Here is a 20,397-nt window from a genome sequence, read left to right as displayed (position 1 = left end):
CAGCCCAAACCCGTGGGCCATCCGGGCCTGAAAACAGGTCCTAAGGCACTACCGGCAAAGCAGAAGGCATGGCAGGCAAACCGGGAATATGAATACTGATTGGCCCGTCGGTCTCCTGCATGGCTTCGCGCAAATCAAACTCTTGCGAACCACTTGCCGCCTGCTCGTCCATGCGTCGTTCCGCCCGGCTATTGAGCACGAGCAGGCTGATACGCCGATTTACGGCTGCGGCGGGGTTATCTTTAACCAGGCTGACAGTATCGGCCAAACCCAGCACCTGCTTGACCTTGGCCTCGGCCAGACCGCCGGCCACCAGCTCCTGGCGAGCCGCATTGGCCCGATCAGCGGACAGTTCCCAGTTGCTGTAGAGGCGCTCGCCACTGGCGTAAGGCAGCGAATCGGTATGACCGGAAATCAGAATGCGGTTGGGCATTTCGTTGAGCGGGGCGCTAAGCGAGCGCAAAATCGCCCGCATATAGATCTGCACATGCGCACTGCCTGTGGAAAACATGGGGCGGCTTTGGCGGTCAATGATCTGAATGCGCAAACCGTCCTGAGTCATGTCCAGCAGCAATTGCGGACGAAACTCGCTCAAGACCGGATCGATGCGGATCAACTCCTCCAGAGCGGACTTCAAATCTTCCAGACGCTCGACATCCTGACGGTCGTCTGCCGCTTGGCTGGAGTTGACTCCAGAATGGGGGTTGGGAACCAGACTGGGCTGACCGCCTGGAATCACACTGCGTGAATAGTCGGCCTGATAACCGCCTGAGATCGCATCCATCAAGGGCATGCGAAAATAATCGGCGATTTCCTTCAAGTCCTGCTTGGGAACCAGCGAAAGAATCCACATCACCAGGAAAAAGGCCATCATCGCCGTCATGAAGTCGGCATAGGCAATTTTCCAGCTGCCGCCATGGTGTTCGGCATGGGCCATCTTCTTGCGACGGATGACCACGCGATCCTTGTGATTGCTCATGAACGCATCCGCTTAGGCTTTGCGACCGCCACCCGAACGGGCCTGACGGACATGCTCTTCCAGTTCCTGGAACGAAGGGCGATCGGAGGAAAACAGCACCTTGCGACCAAACTCCACCGCCAACTGGGGAGGGTAGCCGTTCAGGTTGGCCAGCAAGGTCACCTTGATGCATTCAAGCACCTTGACCGAATCCGAAGTGCGGCGTTCGATGGTCGCGGCCAAAGGAGCCACAAAACCATAAGCGAGCAAAATACCCAGAAACGTCCCGACCATAGCCTTGGAGATCAGATCGGCCAACACAGCAGGCGGCTGATCCACCGATGCCAGGGCTTTCACCACGCCAAGCACTGCCGCCACAATCCCGAAGGCGGGCAAGGCATCGGAGACCTCTCGCAAGGCGCGCGCGGGCACATTGCGCTCGTGCTGGTGGGTTTCAATATCCTGATCCATCAGGGTTTCGATCTCAAACGAGCTCATATTGCCGCTGATCATCAAACGCAAGTAATCGGACACAAAGTTCATCAAGGCCGGATCTTTCACCACATTGGGGTAATCGGCGAAGATGGGACTTTGTTCAGGGTTTTCGATATCGGCCTCGATGGACATCATGCCATCGCGACGAGCCTTGTTCAGCAGTACGGACAGCATGCCCATCAACTGCATGTACAACTGCTTGTTGTAGGGGCTGCTGCGAAAGGCAATCGGCAAGGCTTTGGCCAGCAGCTTGATGGACTTGCCACTGTTGGACGCAAAATAGGCCCCCAGGGCCGCGCCACCAATCAGCAGTAATTCAAAAGGCTGGTAGAGCGCACCCAAATGCCCGCCCAGCCCTACAAAGCTCCCGAAAACGGAGACGAAAACAATGATATATCCAAGGATAATAAGCACGGATACGCCTTCTTCAAATACACGCTGCTAATGATGGCGGCAAGCAACCGGGCTAAAACGACACGTTAACGGCCTTTTTCCAGCCTAGATCAACGCTTCCGGTTGCCTTGACACATTCAGATTGGTATCAGATCCACATCAAAAACCAGCATCCATCCGGCTTTGCTGCATACTGACGACAAAAGCTATTGCTAAACGGGCACGTCTGCCTGAACGGCGACGTGCCCCGAGACCCCGGCTTGCGGCTCTCTGGTCGAGTCGGATTTTCGACTTTTGCCGGCAGGCGATTTCGCTGTGCTGCGCGCCTTGCTGGCACGCGTCTTGCCAGCTCGCGGAGGCGGGCGACAAATAGCGCAAATAAAGCCGGCTTCGGGATCGTGCGCATGGGCCACAAACCCCCCCTTGCAGCGCTCGCATTGGGACAACTGCAACAGGCCACTATCAAAAAAGCGCAACAGCATCCAGGCGCGGGTGAAGCTCAGCACCGGTTCTTCATCTGGCCCCACATCCAGACGACCTGCCGAAGACTGCTCCAGATACAGGCGATACGCCTCGACCAGCGCACGGCTTTTGTCGCAAGGCGTATGCAAGGCCATGAACTGGTAAATGCTGTAGAACAGACTGGAATGAATATTGGGCAGCCAGGTCATGAACCAGTCAACCGAAAAAGGCAGCATGCCTTTAGGCGGCGAGCAGCCTTTGACTTCGCGGTACAAACGGGCCAGCCGGTCGTAACTTAACGATGTTTCTGCTTGCAGAACCTGCAAGCGCGCCCCCAGCTCAATCATGTCGGAAGCAAGCCCAATTTCCTGGGCCTCTTTGGCGACGCTTTTTATAGCCATAGTTCTTGATGTAATAAGTTCGGGACTGGCTCAGCCAGCCTGTTCTGCCGTCGCCCGCTGGGACAGGAGAATGGTGGAGTGAGCCTGCTGCAATACCCCTCCCAGCACATTCTGCGTCAACGTGGTGAGCAGGTCGTAGTCGTTGAAGCGAAAGCCGCAAATCAACGAGCTGGAGCTGGCCAGTTTGACCAGTTGGGCCGGTGACAGACGCAACAAAGTCTCTGCCACATCGGTGTCGAAGCCCAAACGGAACATACCTGCCGAAAAATTCTCCCGCAGCAGACGCTGCGCGAGTAACAAGTACGACAAATTGACTTCCTGAATATCATTCAGCAGCGAATTTTCCGATACGGGCATGTCAGCCATCCTTGTAAATCTGTTAATCAGCTAGTTTCTTGTAACAAAACACATTTAAAACATATAAAGTTACATAAATATGTATCATGCCTGGCAATCTATTGCGTGAATATATTTTTTACATTATCGACGCTTCTGACACACACTGTCTATAAATGCTCTTAAAACATATAAAACGTCGTATATATGCAATAAATGCATCAAGGCACAGCAGAATATTATCAGATGCTCACTTAATGTTGTAGATATAAACTAGATGTAACATGACAAAAATCAAAACGCTTGTATCAAAAATATGTTTTGTTGCAGATATTGGTCATTAATTAATGCATATTTCGACGATCCCTCTCAGGCTTGGCCTAAAAAGCGACGAAATATCGGATAATCTGCGAGTAGCCCCCCTGCCCGCTGCGCCCTCATCCGTTTTGTAACAGCCCATGGTTCCTGCTGCTTTTACGCAACGTCTGTTCGCCTTATGCCTGAGTTTGGTGCTGGCGGCATGCGCCCATAGCCCCTCCTCCCGTCTCCCTACGGGGCAATCCATCAGCCTGGATAATCAGCGTCGCTCGGCCGTCGTCCTGTCGGCGCTGACCCTGCTGGAGACGCCCTACCGTTACGGAGGCCGTGAACCCTCCACCGGTTTTGATTGCAGCGGACTGGTGCACTATGTCTTTAGCCAGGAATCGAGCTCCCCCATTCCGCGCCGCACCCGCGATCAGGCCAGCGTTGCCCGTCGCGTCAGCCGGGCACAACTGCGCCCCGGTGATCTGGTGTTTTTCAACACGCTGGGCACACCCAACTCACATGTAGGCATTTATATCGGCAAGCAACAGTTCATCAACGCCCCCTCCAGTGGGGGGCGGGTACGGATTGATTCGCTTGATAATCCCTATTTCGCCAAACGCTTTGAAACCGCCCGCACCTTTTTTGATTGATGCCCCGGCAAGCCGACATAAAAAAGAGCCTTGGTCAGCAAGGCTCTTTTTTCATTGACGTTCTCTCAGGCAAGGGCCTGTCAGCAGCAGAACAGGAGCTTATGACGTGGGCACCGTGGCGTATTGCTCGGCCAACTGAAAAAAGGCATCCAATTCCGGCGAACGCCCTGTTTCTTCCAGCATAATCGCCGCCACCGCCGGGGCGATCGACTGCGCCAGACGTGCGTCCAGAAACAAAAGACGCGAACGACGGGCCAGCACATCCTCAACCGTCCGGGCATATTCAAAGCGACAGGCAAAGCGCACCATGGCGACGCTCAAACCAGGAGCCAGCTCCTGATCGGCTCCCGGCAGCGTCTGCACCCAATCGGCCTCGCTGCCATAGGCATCCAAGCCGGGCGTACGGCCCAAAACGCGCCGATCCCCCACATAGGAAGCGCCCACCAGACGCTGGTCCTGCGTTCGACAGGCCGGCAAGGGCCCCAGCAGGCCGGACTGCTGACAGCGTTCCAGCACATCTTCAGCCATGGCCCGGTAGGTTGTCCACTTCCCCCCCGTCACTGTCAACAGGCCATTGGCGCTCACCGTAATACTATGTTCGCGGCTGATGGACTGCGTCTGTCCCGCGGCCGACTCAGCAGCCGGACGCACCAAGGGTCGTAGCCCCACCCAGATACTGCGGACATCCTGTACGGTGGGCGCTTTTTGCAGATAGTTCGCGGATTCCTTCAAAATAAAATCCACTTCCTGAGCCAAAGGACGCGGCTCCAACGGGATATCGTCTCGAGGCGTATCGGTTGTGCCCAGAATCAGTTTGCCCAGCCAGGGCACAGCAAACAAGACCCGCCCATCCTGGGTGCGTGGCACCAGCAATGCATGCTCACCCGGCAAGAATTCCTGGTCGACGACCAGGTGTACGCCCTGACTAGGTGAGACCATGGGCCGCAGTTCGCGCCCAGCTTCCTGCGCATCCAGCTGCCGAATCTGGTCGACCCACACTCCAGTGGCATTGACGACACAAGAGCTCTGGATCTCATAAACCTGACCGCTTTCCTTGTCCTGGCAACGCACGCCAGAGACCTTGCCCTCCCGGTGCATCACCTCCACCACCGGGCAATAATTAATCAGCAAAGCCCCCTTTAAGGCTGCCGTACGAGCCAGCGCCAAGGCCAGACGGGCATCGTCAAACTGACCATCCCAATATTTGACACCCCCTTTCAAGCCACTTTGCCGGGCTCCGGGCAAAAGCTGCCGGATTTTGGATGCACTCAGAAACTGGGTATGCCCCAATCCCTCGCGTCCCGCCAAACCGTCGTATGCCATCAAACCCACCCCATAGAATGGGGTTTCCCAGCACTTGTAGCTGGGCATGACAAAAGGCAGGCGCTGTGCCAGATGCGGCGCATTGCTCAGCAAATGCATGCGTTCGCGCAAGGCCTCCCGCACCAGACTGACATTGCCCTGGGCCAGATAACGCACCCCACCGTGTACCAGCTTGGTGGCCCGCGAAGACGTGCCCTTGGCAAAATCCCAGGCTTCCAGCACCACCACACTCAAACCGCGCAGGGCGGCATCCAGGGCCACGCCCAGTCCTGTCGCGCCACCCCCTATCACGACCATATCCACCTGCGTGGTGCGCGCCAGGGCACCCAGCATCTGGGCTCTATCGGTCAATAAGGGGGAACTTAATGTAGTCATAAATAAAAGTTGGACCTGAAATTAGCAGACACCCGAAAAAACACTGACTGGCTCGGGATTTACCCTGATTTTAGCCCCTGATCTTTTACCGTCCAGTGAAACTTGTCCGCCTCCTGTGCTCCCCCCCCCGAGTAGCACTCAGAGCCAGTACACTGTGGACTGCTCCGCTTTTACCGCCTCATTCGCATGACATTCCTACTTGCTCTCGATCAGGGAACCTCCAGCTCGCGCAGCCTTGTTGTAGCGGCAGATGGCCGCATTCTGGCCAAGGCGCAGCAGGAAACTCAACAATACTATCCGCGCACAGACTGGGTGGAACACGACCCCCAGGAAATTCTGGACACTCAGTTTCGGACCGCCCGACAAGCAATCGAGCAGGCAGGTCTACGCCCCCAGGACATTCACGCTATCGGCATTACCAATCAGCGTGAAACCACCGTGCTATGGGACCGGCAAACCGGACAAGCCCTGCACAAGGCCATCGTCTGGCAAGACAGGCGCGCCGAGGACTTCTGCGCCCAGTTGCGCGAGCAAGGGCACGAAGCCCGCATTACCGGAAAAACTGGCCTGCCGATTGATGCCTATTTTTCCGCTTCCAAACTGCGCTGGCTGCTGGACACCGTGCCCGGCGCCCGAGAACGGGCACAGCGTGGCGAACTGGCCTTTGGAACCATCGACAGCTGGCTGATCTGGCACTTGAGCGGCGGCAAGGTGCATGCCACCGATGTCAGCAACGCCTCACGCACGCTGCTCTACAACATTCATCGTCATCAGTGGGATCAGGAGCTGCTGGAGCTGTTCAACATTCCTGCCAGCGTCCTGCCCCAGGTCCAGCGCTCCGCCTCGGAGTTTGCCCGGTGCAGCCCGGATGTCCTGGGCAGCCCCATTCCTATCTGCGGTGTGGCGGGCGACCAACAAAGCGCCCTGTTCGGCCAGGCCTGCACCACACCAGGCATGGCGAAGAACACCTATGGAACAGGCTGCTTTTTGTTGATGCACTGTGGCTCGCAAGTGCCCCATTCCCGGAACGGGCTGATCGCCACCAGCGCGGCCCAGTATGAAGACGCACCCGCCTATGCGCTGGAAGGCAGCGTGTTCATCGGCGGCGCGGTTGTCCAGTGGCTACGCGACGGTCTGGGTGCTCTGGAGCACAGCGCTCAGGTGGAAGCGCTGGCGCGCAGCGTTCCCGATGCCCAGGGTGTGCGACTGGTGCCTGCCTTTACCGGCCTGGGAGCGCCTTATTGGGATGCACAGGCGCGTGGGACCATAACCGGGTTGACACGAGCCTCGACCATGGCACACATTGCACGCGCGGCCCTGGACAGCATCGCCTATCAAAGCGCTGCGGTATTGCAGGCCATGAATCGTGACGTCCAAGCCAATGGCGGCCCGGCCCTGCACGAGCTGCGCGTAGATGGCGGCGCGTGCGCGAATAATCTTCTGATGCAATTTCAGGCAGACTTGTTAGGCCTGCCCGTCGTGCGCCCCGTTACTATTGAAACCACGGCCTTGGGCGCCGCTTACCTGGCGGGCCTGGGCAGCGGGCTGTACGCTGGTCCAGCCGATATCGCATCGCTGTGGCAGTGTGACCGGATCTTTGAACCGACCATGTCGCGCGATGAAGCGCAAAACCTGATGCTCAGTTGGGAGCACGCCGTGCGTCAGGCCCGCACTTATTGAACCTGCTGTTTTTTTGACGGAAACACCATGCTGCAAAAAATCATTCTGGGCATTGCCATCTTTTTGATCGTCATGCTGGGCCTGACTTTTGGCGAAGCCATTCTCCGCTACCTCGCGTCCTACCTGGGGTTTCTGTTTCATGACTTCGTCGACCTGATGCGTGAAGTCCAGCAATACCTGACAGTCCACTGGGGCAAGGCATTGATCGCCCTTCTGATCACCATCCCGCTGGTCATCTGGATCTCAACCAGCAAGAAAGACGAGCTGACCAAACCCAACAGCCATCGCAAGATTGCCATTGTTCTGGCAATTTTCCTGGGCTGGCTGGGCGTGCACCGTTTTTACCTGGGTCAGATCGGCATGGGCCTACTGTTCCTGGTTTTATTTGCCATCTGGTCCCCGCTGGCCTACTTTCTGGCCTTGATCGACGCCCTGCGCTATGCCTTTATGGGTGACGATGAGTTCAAACTGCTCCGTTAAGCCTTCTGCCATTGCCCACAGCCAGCGGTGACCGAACCCGCTCTCCAGGCCTACGGGGCCGCTTGCACGTCCGAGCTTGCCGCCCCGTTGTCCTGACCAGACCGATGGTCCAGTGTCGCGCTGACACTGTCCCAGGCCGTCTGCAAACTATCGAAAACACGCTGGGCATGGATTTGTTTGAACAAGCCCATGCGAATCAGCTTGCGAGTCACTTTCTCATTAGCCTCGCACAAGGCGACCATGACATTGCGCTGCTCCAGCTCTGTCAGAGCAGACTCCAGGGCCTGCATGGCAGTGGCGTCCACAAAAGGCACATAATTCAGGCGCACGACCACCGCTCGAATTGGGTCTGGCACGGACAGCAGTGCGCGATTGACTGCTTCAACACTGGCAAAAAAGTAAGGACCTTCCAGGGTCAGCACCGAGATATCCTGACGCAGCTCCTGGCTAAAAGACACATCCAGTGCCCGCTGCAAACGACGGCCTTCCAGCGCCCGTACCTGCACCCCGTCAGAGGTGCGTTTGAGCACGTACAACATGGCCAGGATCACCCCGATATTGACGGCCACCACCAGATCCGCGAACACGGTCAGGGCAAATGTCACCCACAAAATGAACAGGTCAGCCCGGGGCATGCGCCGCTGCAAACGCAGCAGCAACTTGGCCTGACTCATATTCCAGGCCACCATGAACAAAATGGCAGCCAGTACCGTCAAAGGAATATATGCGGCCAAGGGCGCCAAGAGCAGCAGGACCAGCACCAGAAAAATCGCATGCACCACACCAGCAATGGGACTGTTACCGCCATTGCGAATATTGGTGGCGGTACGGGCTATCGCCCCCGTGGCGGCAATCCCGCCAAACAAGGGTGAGAGCACGTTGGCAATCCCCTGGCCGACCAGCTCCTGATTGGAGTCGTGGCGTGAGCCTGTCATCGAATCGGCCACCACTGCGGACAGGAGAGACTCGATCGCCCCCAACATGGCGATGGCAAAAGCCGGCCCGATCAACTCCACCACACGGGTCAGCGTAATCTGCGGCCATTGGAAAGCGGGCAAGCCACTGGGCAAGGCGCCAAAGCTGGAACCGATGGTCGCTACAGACTCAAACCGAAACACGGCCTGCAGCAGGGTGATGAAGACCAAAGCCACCAAGGGCCCAGGCAAGCGCGCCAGGGACGGAATCTTGGGCACAACGATCAAAATAGCCAGGGACAACATCCCCAGCAGCGTGGTTGCCCAGTCCAGAGACGGCAGATTATGCAGCAGGAACCAGAGTTTTTCGTGAAAGTGCTGGCCTTGAACGGCGGGCAGACCGAAGAAATCCCGCCACTGCCCTACCCAGATAATCACGCCTATACCGGCCGTAAACCCCACAATGACCGGATCGGGGATGAAGCGGATCACCGCCCCCAGGCGCAACAGGCCCAGCAGCAGCAAAATCACCCCGGCCATCAAGGTGGCAATCTGCAGCCCGGCCACGCCATGCTGCGCCACCACGCCGGACAAGATCACAATAAAAGCGCCCGTAGGCCCTGCAATCTGAACCCGACTCCCGCCAAATAATGAAACCGCCAGACCGGCAACAATGGCGGTATACAAACCCTGCTCCGGCTTGACCCCGGAGGCAATGGCAAAGGCCATGGCCAGCGGCAAGGCCACCACGCCCACCACCAAACCGGCCAGCACATTATTCAGCCAATATTTTCGCCCTAGAAATCCGGCTCGACCCGCTTCCAGCAGTGCAATCATCGCGCGTCCTTATCATGCCCAGCCTGCTCGACACAGATGAGAAACAAGCGGGGCCTACACTCAAATGGAGGCTTAATGATACTACCGCGCACGCCGCAACCTTCACGTTAGTGATGGCCTTATTTGATGACGCTTAAAAGAAACCCCATGCTGCGCCCGCGGCTTGCGCTCCAGCTCGCGACCTGCAGGCCGTTCAAACTGGCCTGGCACACAGCAGTCTGTGATGCATTACTGGGGGTTAGAGCTCATCCCCAAGGAGCCCATTTTGACCGAGAGGGGGAGCCGAGTTGGGGGGCAGCCCGGCAATAAAAAAACCCCACCTCAATCAGGTGGAGTTTTTTTAGCAAACAAGAGGGTTACGCGTTCCGGACACGCAGCAGACGCAAACTGTTCAATACCACCAGCAGGCTGGCCCCCACGTCGGCAAACACAGCCATCCACATGGTGGCCTGACCGGTCAGAGCCATCACCAGGAACACAGCCTTGATGCCCAAGGCCAGGCTGATGTTCTGCCACAGCACAAGGTGTAAAGCCCGGGACTGACGCATCAACACGGCAATCTTGCCCAGATCATCGTCCATCAAAGCCACATCGGCCGTCTCGATCGCAATGTCCGAACCCAAAGCACCCATGGCGATACCCACATCCGCACGAGCCAGGGCGGGGGCATCGTTGATGCCATCGCCCACCATGGCTACCAGGCCTTTAGCCAGTTTTTCCTCGATCCGATCCAACTTGTCTTGTGGCAGCAAACCACCTCGAAAATCCTGAATTCCGGCTTGCTGGGCCACATGGCGCACGGCTTGCTCATGGTCACCAGAGAGCACCTCCACCTGCACACCCAGCGCCTGCAAGTCACGGATCGCCTGTGTGGTGGTGGGACGCAGCGTATCGCTCATCGCGAACCAGGCCAGCAAACCTTGCTCGTCCCCCAGATACACCATGGTGGCACCACTTTGCACGGCCTGCAGCTCGGCCGGGCTGGTCTGGGCCTGATGGGAGCCCAGCACCCAACTGCGCTTGCCCAAACGCAATTGACCCGTCACACCTTGCGCCTGCACACCGTTACCCGCTACCGCCTCGAACTGATCCAGGCTTAATGAGCCCGAACTGACACGGCCTCGTGCAATCGCCTGAGAGGCCGGGTGGTCAGAACGCTCGGCCAACGCAAGCGCCATGTCCAGCACATCACCATCCGACAGGCTCTGACGCAGGCTGCCATATTCGCTCAAGGAAGGCTCGCCCAGGGTCAATGTGCCCGTCTTGTCCACAGCCAGATACCGCAACTGTCGGGCACGCTCCAGATACACGCCCCCCTTGATCAAAATACCGGCGCGTGCGGCGCTCGCCAAAGCACTGACCACCGCCACCGGAGTGGAAATCACCAGAGCGCAAGGGCAGGCAATCACCAGCAAGACCAGAGCCCGATACACAGACTCCGTCCAGCTCACCCCCCCCATCAGGGGCAAGGCCAAGGCCATCACCACCGCGGCAAGCACCACCAATGGGGTGTAGACACGCGAGAATTGATCCACAAAACGCTGAATGGGCGCCTTATTGGCTTGGGCTTCCTGAACCGAGCGCGTGATACGAGCCAGCAAGGTTTCATCGTGCGCGGACTGCACCTGATACACCAGCTCGCCCATGCCATTAATCGTCCCGGCAAACACCTCGTCGCCGGGGGCCTTGTCCACGGGCGCACTCTCGCCCGTGATCGGAGCCTGATTAACCGTGCTTACACCTTGCAAGACCTTGCCATCCAGACCGAAACGCTCCCCGGGCGCCACGCGCACCTGCCAACCCGCCTGAACCTGATTGGCCGGCATCCGTTGCCATTGGCTACCATCCGTACTGACCAGCACCTCATCGGGTACCAGCTTGAGCAAGCTGTCGACCGCACTACGAGCACGATCCAGAGAGCGGGCCTCAATCCACTCTGCCAGACTGAACAAAGACATAACCATGGCCGCTTCCGGCCACTGTGCCAGAATCACCGCGCCGGTTACGGCAATACTCATCAAGGCATTGATATTGAGCTGACCATTGCGCAAGGCAATCCAGCCCTTTTTGTACACCTGCACGCCGCCGGACAGGATCGCCGCCCCAGCCAGAACCACAATCAGCCACTCCGGGGCCGCCAGCCAATGGCTAATCTCGGCGCCCAAGGCCAGCACCACCGCAGCGACAATGCGAACCAATCCCTGGCGGGGCGAGGCTGCTGGCACCGGCGCCTCGTCAGCCATGCGAGGCTCAAAGCCCAAACCGCGCAATGCATTCAATACCTTGTCGCGTGCCCCTTCTGCATGCTCCACGGTCAGGACACGCTGCATCAGGTCAAAGCCCAGACTCTGTACCTGGTCCAGACGTTTCAGACCCGAACGGATCATATTCTCTTCGGCCGGGCAGTCCATATCGGCAATATGAACCACCAGCCGCGTGTCGGTGCTGGCCGCCAGCGCCACCGTAGGGCCAACAGCCGGGCTCGAGCAGCACGCTCCTTCATGGGCCTGGGAGTCTGGACGAACCTGATCATGCTCATGACTATGGTCATGACTATGATCGCCCACGGCGTGTTCATGATCGTGGCTATGCGCATGGTCGTGCTCAGCCGGACGAACATTGGCTGCGCCCTGCCCTTTGTCGAACCTTGATGTCTTGTTAGCGGATGTCATCGCAATTCCTCGCTGCTTGCATGAGCCCAGTAGAAAGCCTAAAGTAACTACAAGGTCAAGCCCCCTGGAGGCAGAGCAATGAAAATTGGTGAACTGGCAGAAAAAAGCCACTGCAACACGGAAACAATCCGCTATTACGAGAAGGTCGGACTACTGCCCGAACCTGAGCGCAGCGAAGGCAATTACCGCTTGTATCGTCCGGTTCATCTGGAGCGGCTGCGGTTTATCCGCAATTGCCGCAGCCTGGATATGACCCATGAGGAAATCCGCAGCCTGCTGGCCTTTATGGATGGTCCAGCCCAGGACTGTGCCCCCGTCAACGAGCTGCTGGATGAACACATTGAACATGTGGCGGTGCGAATTGCCGAGCTGGAGCATCTGCAACAGCAGTTGACCGAACTGCGTCACCGTTGCGGACAAGCCGGGGGCCTGGAGCACTGCGGTATTTTGCAAGGCCTGGTCAATATGGAGCCGGATCACGTTCCGGCTCCCAGCACCCACTTGGGTTAACCCGCGTGGGCCGCACATGTGAGCCCGACAATTAAGTGCGCACCCGGCCTGCCACCCCCATACCGATCAGCATCGCGACCAGAAAGACAAGCGCCAAGGGAGCGCCGGAGGCTGCCAACACCACTGCCGGCCCTGGGCAAAAGCCGGCAATCCCCCACCCTGCCCCAAAGATCAAGGAGCCCAATACCAGTGGACGATCGATCTGCCGTTGCTTGGGCAGGTTCATGGGCTGGCCCGTCACGAACGCGCAAGGACGACGACGCGCCACGCTGAAAGGAATAATGGCCACGGCAATAGCGGCTGCCATCACCAACGCCAAAGACGGGTCCCAGGCTCCCGCCAGGTCCAGAAACGCCAGAACCTTGCTGGGGTTCGCCAAGCCGGAAATCAATAAGCCCAAGCCAAAAATGAGGCCGGAAATCAACGCGATGAAGTAAAGCATGGCGGCTCCTTAAAGCACGTGACGCAACACAAACACAGTCAAAAAACCGCTGGCCATGAAAGCCAGGGTCGCCACCAATGAGCGCGGTGACAGGCGTGACAAACCGCACACGCCATGCCCGCTGGTGCAACCCGAGCCCAAACGGGTGCCAAACCCCACCAGCAAGCCTGCCACCACGACCCACATCCAAGGCTGGGCTTGTACTGGGGGTACGGTCTCGCCGATCAGGCGATACAGCCAAGGGGCCGCCGCCATGCCCAGCAGCGCCATCCAACGCCAGGCCCGGTCACCAGCCTGCCCGGTCCAGGTGCCCGACAGCAGCCCGGAGATGCCGAACACACGGCCATTAAAAAGCACCAGAATGGCCGCTGCCAAACCGATCAGGGCGCCCCCGAGCAGGGCGCTCCATGGGGTAAACGAAGTCCAATCAATGGTGATCATCAGTGCCTCCCGGGGCGCAAAAAATTCCATACAACGTCTGCATGACAGCCAGTACCGCCGGATCTTCCAGGCGGTAATACACGTATTTGCCTTCTTTACGGCTGGCAATGAGATTTTCCCGCCGCAATACCGTCAATTGCTGGGATAAGGTAGGCTGTGCAATACCGCTACGCTGAGCCAGCTCCCCCACATTGCATTCCCCCTGCACCAAGGTGCAGAGAATCATCAGACGGTCGGGGTTGGCCAGGCTAGCCAGCAGACTGCTGGCACGGCCAGCCACCTGCCGCAAGGCTTCCAGTTCAGTTTGATTCATATCATTCTACAAAAACACAATATATATTATTATATAATATCTTTTAATATTTTATAAGCACCACGAGGTCTGACATGCTCCAACCCCAGGTCGCCAGCTTCTTTCATACCGATACGGCCACTTTCACCTATGTGGTTTATGCGCCCGGCCAACGTGAATGCGCCATCATCGATTCGGTGCTGGACTATGACGCGGCCTCGGGCCGCAGCCACACCGCCACCGCTCAACAGGTGCTGGACTTTGTGCAGCAGCATCAACTTCAGGTGCAATGGATTCTGGAAACCCATGCCCATGCCGACCATTTATCTGCCGCGGTCTGGCTTCAGGAGCGAACCGGAGGGAAAATTGCGATTGGTGAACATATCAAGCAAGTGCAGGCCACCTTCAGCCGTATCTTTAATATAGAGGCCGAAATTCAGGCCAACGGCACGCCGTTTGATACTTTGTTTCGCGACCAGGAGTATTTCCAGATCGGTGCCCTCCAGGTTCAGGCCCTGCATGTCCCTGGTCACACGCCCGCGGACATGGCCTATCACGTCCAGGGACTGGGTGTATTTGTGGGCGATACCTTGTTCTTGCCCGATGTCGGCACCGCCCGTTGTGACTTTCCGGGTGGCAGCGCCAGTCAGCTTTACCAATCCATTCAACGCCTGCTGGCACTGCCAGCACAGACCGTCCTGTTCATGTGTCACGACTACCCGCCAGAAGGGCGCGAACCTCAATCCCATTGCACGGTGCAAGCGCAAAAAGAAGGCAATATCCATGTGCGTGACGGCATCAGCCAAGAGCAGTTCTGCGAGCGGCGCACGGCACGGGACAAAACGCTGGGCATGCCGCGCCTGATCCTGCCCTCCATCCAGGTCAATATCCGGGCGGGGCACTTCCCCGAGCCCGAAAGCAACGGTCAGGTCTATCTGAAACTGCCTGTCAATCTGCTCTAAGTACGGCGGACTTTTGCGTCGGGGCAAGTGTGAGCCCCGACACAGAAAAACTTTTGAGGCCCAGCCTGCGTATACTGCCTTTTTCTGCACCCTGAACTTCAGAAGGAAACAACAGGCATGACATACATGGTCCTCAAACACCTGCACATGACAGCCGCCGGGCTGAGTATTTTGTTTTTCATCATCCGGGCCTATTGGTCAGTCAGTGGCTCTGCCTGTCTGCAACATCGTTTTGTACGAATCGCCCCCCATGTGATCGACACCGTTTTGCTGGTCTGTGGCCTGGCATTGGCGGGCATGCTGGGTGCCGCGGCCAATCAGCCCTGGCTCATTACCAAAATCGTGCTGCTGATCGTGTATATCGTGGTGGGCAGCTATGCCATCAAGCGTGGCAAGACGGCTTTCAGCCGGGGGGTTGCGGCACTGATCGCGATTGCGATCTTTGCCTACATCGTGGGCGTGGCCATTTACCGCAGCCCTGCTTCCTGGTTCGTCTGAGCACCAGCCGGCTGCTCACAAAAAAAACCTGGTCGTGGCAGATTAAGCCACGGCCAGGTTTTTTTCCGGTTGCTTTTTACCAGACGCCAATCCAGCGCTGAACCAGCAAACTGCTGACGGCCACCGCTATCCACACCCCCAGTCCCAGCAAGGCAGGTCGCACACCGGCACGGGCCATCACACGCAGGTCTGAACACAGTCCAATAGCGGCCAATGCCAGCACCATCAGGAACTCAGCCATAAAACGCAGCGGTTCCAGCCATTGCACGGGCACCCAGCCCATCGAGCGCACAGCTGAAGCCACCATGAACCAGACAATGAACCAGGGGAACACCCGCATCAGATCAAAATCCCGACCGGCCTGACGCGAGCGCCATACTTCCAGCCCGGCCAGAATCAGACAGATCGGAATGATCAGAGTCGCGCGAGTGAGCTTGACGATCGTGGCATGGTCGCCTGCCTGACGGCTGTAACTGTAACCAGCTGCCACCACCGAGGAGGTATCGTTGATCGCCGTGCCAGCCCATACCCCAAAGCCCGCATCCGACATATTCATCATGTGACCGGCCAAGGGGAACACCAGCACTGCCACAATATTGAAAATAAAAATGGTCGAGATCGCCAGCGCCGTTTCATGCTCTTCAGGCTTGAGAATTGGAGTGACCGCCGCAATCGCCGAGCCGCCACAAATCGCGGTGCCCACCCCGATCAGGGTACGCAGCTTGGACGCAATCCCCAGAGCGCGGCCCAGCAGCAAAGCCGTCACAAAGGCCACTGTCAATGTCACCAAAGTCACCGCCAGAGAATCCAAACCGGTACGCATTACTTGCGGCAGGCTCAGTCCAAAGCCCAGGCCGATAATTGACCACTGCAACAACACTTTGGACGAAAAGCGCAAGCCGGGCTGAAACAGCGTCGCCACGCCCATCGTGTTACGCAACACCATACCGAGCACAATGGCAAAGACGGGGCCGCCAATCAAAGGCCAAAGCTTGCCCAGGCCCATGGCGGCGACACCCACCGCCACCGCCAACAAAAATCCCCACCAACGCGACGGCTTCAGAGAGAAACCCGATGTGTCCGGCGCCTTCAAGGCGGTAGGTGCGGCGGGTAAATCGGTCACACTGCTCATCGTGTCATTCCAGATAGGGTAATAAGTAAAAGTAATTTTAGGTTGACCCCGAGTATTAAAAAATTCATTATTACTTATCGTAAGTATCAATTTTATTTATCATGAGCGCGATCAGCATCAGGCAACTGGAAGTGTTTGTCGGTATAGCCACCTTAGGCACCGTGCGCGCCTGCGCGGCCCAGATTCACCTGTCCCAACCGGCGGCCAGCATGGCGCTGGCCGAACTGGAAAAGCAACTGGACAGCCCTTTGTTCGAGCGCACGCCCGGACGTATGCAACTGACCAGTCGCGGCAAACAATTGCTACCGCATGCACGTGAAATTCTGGAGCGCTTGCGCGAGATGCAAAGCCAGCAGGAAGAACGTGAATTGCGCGGTGAAATCCGCATCGGAGCCAGCAATACCGTGGGCAATTACCTGATTGGCGATCTGGTGGGGTCGTTTGTACGCCAGCACCCGCGCGTGTCTTTACATGTATCGGTCGACAATACGGCCAATATCATCAGCCAGTTACTGGAACACCGCTGCGATATTGCCTGCGTAGAGGGGCCGGTCAACCACCCCCAACTGGAGACCTGGATCTGGCGCGAGGACGCTCTGGTCGTCTGCGCCGCCCCCGATCACCCACTGGCAACCCGGACCACCCTGCACAAACAGGACTTTGCAGGCATGAACTGGATCATGCGCGAACGGGGCTCAGCCTCGCGGGCACTAACCGAACAAGCCTTGAATACATTACCCGGTGGACATGTATTGATGGAGCTGGGCCAGGTGGAGGCCATCAAACAGGCGGTCATCGCCGGACTGGGCTTGGCCTGCCTTCCCCAGGCGGCCACCCTGGATGCGGTGGCCAATCAGCGACTTCGTATTCTGGATACCCCCTTTCTGGATCTGAAACGTCGTCTGTCGCTGGTGCTGCATAAAGAGCGTTACCGCAGTCAGGTGTTAAGCGCCTTTGCACAACACCTGCACAACCCGCCAGCCGGCTCCTCGTCTCCTGAAAATTGACGCTAGTTTGCATTCTGGTCCGCGTTCTGACACACAGCAATGGTATTCTTGCTGCAGTGCAGCACAAACAGATGGGATCACCAGTCCCGATCTTTTGCCCCTCTTGAACCGAGCCCTGTCATGAACCTTGCCCCCATGCCGCAAGCGCAAGATACCCCCGATTTTGCCCGCCCATCCTATCTCCCCCCTTACGAGACTGTCGCCTTGGTACTGCAAGGAGGCGGCGCCTTGGGAGCCTATCAGGCCGGTGTGTACGAGGGATTGCTGGAAGCCGGAATCGAGCCCGACTGTCTGTCCGGCATTTCGATTGGCGCCTTGAACACGGCGATTATTGCGGGCAATCCCCCCGAGCGCCAGGTAGAGCGTCTGCGCGAGTTCTGGAACACCATTTGCGAACCTTATTTCGGCTGGTCTGGCCCTGCCTGTCTGGAGCGTGCGCTCTTTGGGATTAACGACATGATGCGTGAGGCGATCAGCGCCTTCAATGCCAGCAATGCGCTCGTTCTGGGCCAGCGCGGGTTCTTCCGTCCCCGCTTCCCCCCGCCTATGCAGGCCACGCCGGGCGTACCCGAAGGAGCCAGTTACTATGACACCAGTGCCCTGAAAGACACGCTGGAGCGTCTATGCGACTTTGATCGCATCAACGACAAGCGTCAGCGTATTTCAGTGGGCGCGGTCAATGTGGGCACGGGCAACTTTGTCTATTTTGACAACCATCGCACCGTCTTGCGGGCCGAGCACTTCATGGCCTCGGGCGCTCTGCCCCCCGCCTTTGCCCCGGTGGAAATTGACGGCCAGTACTACTGGGATGGGGGTCTGGTCTCCAATACCCCACTGTCTTATGTGCTGGATCAGTCGCCCCGCCGTGACACCCTGGTCTTTCAAGTGGATTTATGGAGTGCTCGAGGACCGGTCCCAACCAATATGGGTGAGGTCAGCGACCGCTTGAACGAAATCCGCTACTCCAGCCGGACACGTATGGTGACCGAGGACATGCGCCACTCGCAGTACATGCGTCATATCCTGACCGAACTGCTGGCGCTGATCCCCGAGGACCAGCGCAAAGAGCGGCTACCCTGCCGCCTGGCGGAAGAACTGGCCAGCAACAAGCGCTACAACGTAGTGCACCTGATTTACCGCAACCAGCCCTACGAGCAGCATTACAAGGACTATCAGTTTGGCCGCACAACCATGCGCGAGCACTGGCGCAGTGGCCTGGAGGATATCCGTCAAACCCTGCAGCATCGGGACAAGCTGAATATGCCGCAAAACCTGGCCGGCTTCACTACGTATGACGTGCACCGCGAAGACATTGAAAAAAGGTTGGCAGGCGGGAAATAAGCCCGCCCCGGCCTGCGCCTAGCGGCGGCTCAAAACCATCGCGCCGCTCAACACAAAGGCCGTGCCCAGCAATTGCATGAGCGTAATGGGTTCCCCCAAAAACCAGTTGGCCAGAAACAGTACCGAGACCGGCCCGATCAAGCCCATCTGCGCACTCATCGGTGCGCCAATGCGCTCCACGGCCCACATGGTCATGAAGGTGGGCAAGACCGTATTGCAGACCGCATGAATCATGGACAGGCCATAGACCGGCGCAGGCTGCACCAGCCCCTGCCAGCCCAACACGGCGAAAAAGTGAATCAGGGTGTAGACCGCCGAAAATGACATGGCGTACGCCACCAGACGCGTGGAGCCAATGGATTTGAGCAACTCACCCGAGCCAATCAGATAGATGGCATAGGAAATAGCCGAGCCCAGCACGCACAATGCACCCAGCAGAACGTCGTCACCTGTCAGGCTCAGATCCTGTATAAAGACCAGCCCTACCCCTAGATAAGCCAGCGCCAAGGCCAACCATTGCTTGGGCAGAATACGGCGCTTGAGGAAAATGGCCGAGAACATCAGCACAAAGGTCGGCGACAAAAACAGAATCAGCCGCTCCAGTCCTGCCGAAATGTACTCAAGCCCGATAAAATCCAGCAGACTGGCCAGGTAATAGCCCAGAAAACCCAGCACCACCAGTTCCAGCTTCTGACGGCCGGTTAACGCCGCCAGCTTGCCCTGTCGTACTTTGCGGATTTGCCAAACGGCAATGGCCAGGAAAAAAGGCAAGGACAGGAGCATCCGAAACCCAATGACGGTCAGCGCAGTGACATCATATTGATACGTCAGCTTGGCCACCACCGCTTTGGCCGAGAAAAGGATAGAGCCGCCCCCTGAGAGCGCCAGTCCAATCAAAAAGGAACTGCGCTGCGCACTGGGGCCTTGACGAGCTTGCATGGAGATTCATCACTTTGCAGGGCGACACTGTCAGCAAAACAGCCGCTGGCCCCGACAGAAAAAAGAGTCAATAAAAGCAAGAAGAATTCGATTCTACTCTTTGCCCTGTGCAGCGACCATGCTGCCCCACAAAGCGCACGCGCGTTCAGAGGGCTGAGAGGCGCCCCACGGCGGCCTGCGAGCAGCAAAAAAACAGACCGCCCGCCATCCCGCCCAGATCCTTGCCATTTTCCCCTCTGAAAACTTGCACACTTTTCAAAATACGTGCTATATTCTTTTTCTCTGGTCCCCGATAGCTCAGTCGGTAGAGCGACGGACTGTTAATCCGCAGGTCCCAGGTTCGAGCCCTGGTCGGGGAGCCAAGAAAACCGTCAAAATCAGCCCATCGCGTTTGCGTTGGGCTGATTTTTTTTTGTGCATGTCTTTGTCCGTTACGCGGCACGCGTAGACCGCGTCATTAACATTTGGACAAACAAAACCCGATCCCAAAAAAGACAGCGGGCCTGCATGAGATGCAGGCCCGCTGTGGCTCTTTCCCCTGACTTCGCTCC

At 57.7% G+C, this 20,397-nt stretch carries 21 protein-coding genes and 1 tRNA gene; 10 read left to right on the top strand and 12 right to left on the bottom strand.

The features are described from left to right. Positions 1-40: 40 nt before the first annotated feature. From motB to flhD, 4 genes are all read right to left on the bottom strand, one after another. Positions 41-979 carry a flagellar motor protein MotB gene (motB, locus tag VF694_RS07970; RefSeq protein ID WP_003804712.1) on the bottom strand — a complete coding sequence of 313 codons (939 nt, stop codon included), beginning with the start codon at positions 977-979 and terminating at the stop codon, positions 41-43. A 12-nt stretch (positions 980-991) separates the two neighbouring features. Further along, complete coding sequence (motA, locus tag VF694_RS07965; RefSeq protein WP_003804713.1) at positions 992-1,867, bottom strand: flagellar motor stator protein MotA; 876 nt, start codon at positions 1,865-1,867, stop codon at positions 992-994. Positions 1,868-2,058: 191 nt separating this feature from the next. After that, positions 2,059-2,709 carry a flagellar transcriptional regulator FlhC gene (flhC, locus tag VF694_RS07960; protein WP_003804715.1) on the bottom strand — a complete coding sequence of 217 codons (651 nt, stop codon included), beginning with the start codon at positions 2,707-2,709 and terminating at the stop codon, positions 2,059-2,061. Positions 2,710-2,739: 30 nt separating this feature from the next. Then, positions 2,740-3,066, bottom strand: coding sequence for a flagellar transcriptional regulator FlhD (flhD, locus tag VF694_RS07955; protein WP_003804716.1), 327 nt, complete (start codon positions 3,064-3,066; stop codon positions 2,740-2,742). A gap of 437 nt (positions 3,067-3,503) precedes the next feature. Between flhD and VF694_RS07950 the strand changes: the two genes are divergently transcribed. Continuing rightward, positions 3,504-4,001 (top strand): C40 family peptidase, encoded by a 498-nt coding sequence (locus tag VF694_RS07950; RefSeq protein ID WP_003804718.1) that lies wholly within the window; start codon positions 3,504-3,506, stop codon positions 3,999-4,001. Positions 4,002-4,100: 99 nt separating this feature from the next. On the opposite strand, the gene VF694_RS07945 is transcribed toward VF694_RS07950, so the two are convergent. Then, positions 4,101-5,699, bottom strand: a complete 1,599-nt coding sequence (locus VF694_RS07945) for an FAD-dependent oxidoreductase (protein ID WP_440164055.1) — start codon at positions 5,697-5,699, stop codon at positions 4,101-4,103. A gap of 186 nt (positions 5,700-5,885) precedes the next feature. On the opposite strand from VF694_RS07945, the gene glpK reads away from it, so the two are divergent. Together glpK and VF694_RS07935 are read left to right on the top strand one after the other, a co-directional pair. Further along, positions 5,886-7,379 (top strand): glycerol kinase GlpK, encoded by a 1,494-nt coding sequence (gene glpK, locus VF694_RS07940; RefSeq protein ID WP_131071433.1) that lies wholly within the window; start codon positions 5,886-5,888, stop codon positions 7,377-7,379. Positions 7,380-7,406: 27 nt separating this feature from the next. Beyond that, positions 7,407-7,859 carry a TM2 domain-containing protein gene (locus VF694_RS07935; RefSeq protein ID WP_003804721.1) on the top strand — a complete coding sequence of 151 codons (453 nt, stop codon included), beginning with the start codon at positions 7,407-7,409 and terminating at the stop codon, positions 7,857-7,859. A gap of 50 nt (positions 7,860-7,909) precedes the next feature. Here VF694_RS07935 and VF694_RS07930 read toward each other — a convergent pair whose 3' ends face one another. Both VF694_RS07930 and VF694_RS07925 read right to left on the bottom strand, forming a co-directional pair. After that, complete coding sequence (locus VF694_RS07930; RefSeq protein ID WP_059317910.1) at positions 7,910-9,610, bottom strand: SulP family inorganic anion transporter; 1,701 nt, start codon at positions 9,608-9,610, stop codon at positions 7,910-7,912. Between the two features lie 356 nt (positions 9,611-9,966). After that, the gene (locus VF694_RS07925; protein ID WP_440164316.1) at positions 9,967-12,072 is read right to left on the bottom strand and encodes a heavy metal translocating P-type ATPase; all 2,106 of its coding nucleotides are present in this window, start codon (positions 12,070-12,072) and stop codon (positions 9,967-9,969) included. A 288-nt stretch (positions 12,073-12,360) separates the two neighbouring features. Between VF694_RS07925 and cadR the strand changes: the two genes are divergently transcribed. Beyond that, positions 12,361-12,792: a Cd(II)/Pb(II)-responsive transcriptional regulator gene (gene cadR, locus VF694_RS07920; protein ID WP_003804724.1), complete on the top strand. Its 432-nt coding sequence runs from the start codon at positions 12,361-12,363 to the stop codon at positions 12,790-12,792. A 31-nt stretch (positions 12,793-12,823) separates the two neighbouring features. On the opposite strand, the gene VF694_RS07915 is transcribed toward cadR, so the two are convergent. From VF694_RS07915 to VF694_RS07905, 3 genes are read right to left on the bottom strand one after another with little or no spacing between them, the layout of a single operon-like run. Next, positions 12,824-13,234: a DUF6691 family protein gene (locus tag VF694_RS07915; RefSeq protein ID WP_440164053.1), complete on the bottom strand. Its 411-nt coding sequence runs from the start codon at positions 13,232-13,234 to the stop codon at positions 12,824-12,826. A 9-nt stretch (positions 13,235-13,243) separates the two neighbouring features. Next, positions 13,244-13,672: a YeeE/YedE family protein gene (locus VF694_RS07910; protein WP_059317953.1), complete on the bottom strand. Its 429-nt coding sequence runs from the start codon at positions 13,670-13,672 to the stop codon at positions 13,244-13,246. Then, entirely contained in the window at positions 13,662-13,988 is a 327-nt protein-coding gene (locus VF694_RS07905; RefSeq protein ID WP_003804727.1) for an ArsR/SmtB family transcription factor, read from the bottom strand. The genes VF694_RS07910 and VF694_RS07905 overlap by 11 nt, the downstream gene beginning before the upstream one ends. A gap of 74 nt (positions 13,989-14,062) precedes the next feature. On the opposite strand from VF694_RS07905, the gene VF694_RS07900 reads away from it, so the two are divergent. Next, positions 14,063-14,929 (top strand): MBL fold metallo-hydrolase, encoded by an 867-nt coding sequence (locus tag VF694_RS07900; RefSeq protein WP_003804728.1) that lies wholly within the window; start codon positions 14,063-14,065, stop codon positions 14,927-14,929. A 117-nt stretch (positions 14,930-15,046) separates the two neighbouring features. Continuing rightward, positions 15,047-15,427 (top strand): SirB2 family protein, encoded by a 381-nt coding sequence (locus VF694_RS07895; RefSeq protein ID WP_003804729.1) that lies wholly within the window; start codon positions 15,047-15,049, stop codon positions 15,425-15,427. A gap of 76 nt (positions 15,428-15,503) precedes the next feature. On the opposite strand, the gene VF694_RS07890 is transcribed toward VF694_RS07895, so the two are convergent. Then, positions 15,504-16,559, bottom strand: a complete 1,056-nt coding sequence (locus VF694_RS07890; RefSeq protein WP_003804730.1) for a YeiH family protein — start codon at positions 16,557-16,559, stop codon at positions 15,504-15,506. Between the two features lie 101 nt (positions 16,560-16,660). Between VF694_RS07890 and VF694_RS07885 the strand changes: the two genes are divergently transcribed. Both VF694_RS07885 and VF694_RS07880 read left to right on the top strand, forming a co-directional pair. Continuing rightward, positions 16,661-17,566, top strand: coding sequence for a LysR substrate-binding domain-containing protein (locus tag VF694_RS07885; RefSeq protein WP_440164049.1), 906 nt, complete (start codon positions 16,661-16,663; stop codon positions 17,564-17,566). A 120-nt stretch (positions 17,567-17,686) separates the two neighbouring features. Next, entirely contained in the window at positions 17,687-18,907 is a 1,221-nt protein-coding gene (locus VF694_RS07880) for a DUF3734 domain-containing protein (RefSeq protein WP_219235853.1), read from the top strand. Positions 18,908-18,925: 18 nt separating this feature from the next. Here VF694_RS07880 and VF694_RS07875 read toward each other — a convergent pair whose 3' ends face one another. After that, a complete protein-coding gene (locus VF694_RS07875) occupies positions 18,926-19,846 on the bottom strand; it encodes a DMT family transporter (protein WP_003804734.1) in 921 nt (306 codons plus the stop codon). 286 nt (positions 19,847-20,132) lie between these two features. Between VF694_RS07875 and VF694_RS07870 the strand changes: the two genes are divergently transcribed. Continuing rightward, positions 20,133-20,208, top strand: a tRNA-Asn gene (locus VF694_RS07870). Next, positions 20,164-20,307, top strand: coding sequence for a DUF3649 domain-containing protein (locus VF694_RS07865; RefSeq protein WP_440164314.1), 144 nt, complete (start codon positions 20,164-20,166; stop codon positions 20,305-20,307). The genes VF694_RS07870 and VF694_RS07865 overlap by 45 nt, the downstream gene beginning before the upstream one ends. The last annotated feature ends 90 nt before the right edge of the window (positions 20,308-20,397 follow it).

It is taken from the genome of Alcaligenes sp. Lyrl_28, from assembly GCF_051948705.1.
Classification (GTDB): domain Bacteria; phylum Pseudomonadota; class Gammaproteobacteria; order Burkholderiales; family Burkholderiaceae_B; genus Alcaligenes; species Alcaligenes ammonioxydans.
The sequence above is the reverse complement of the archived record's forward strand: the minus strand, read 5'-3'. Positions and strand labels throughout refer to the sequence as shown.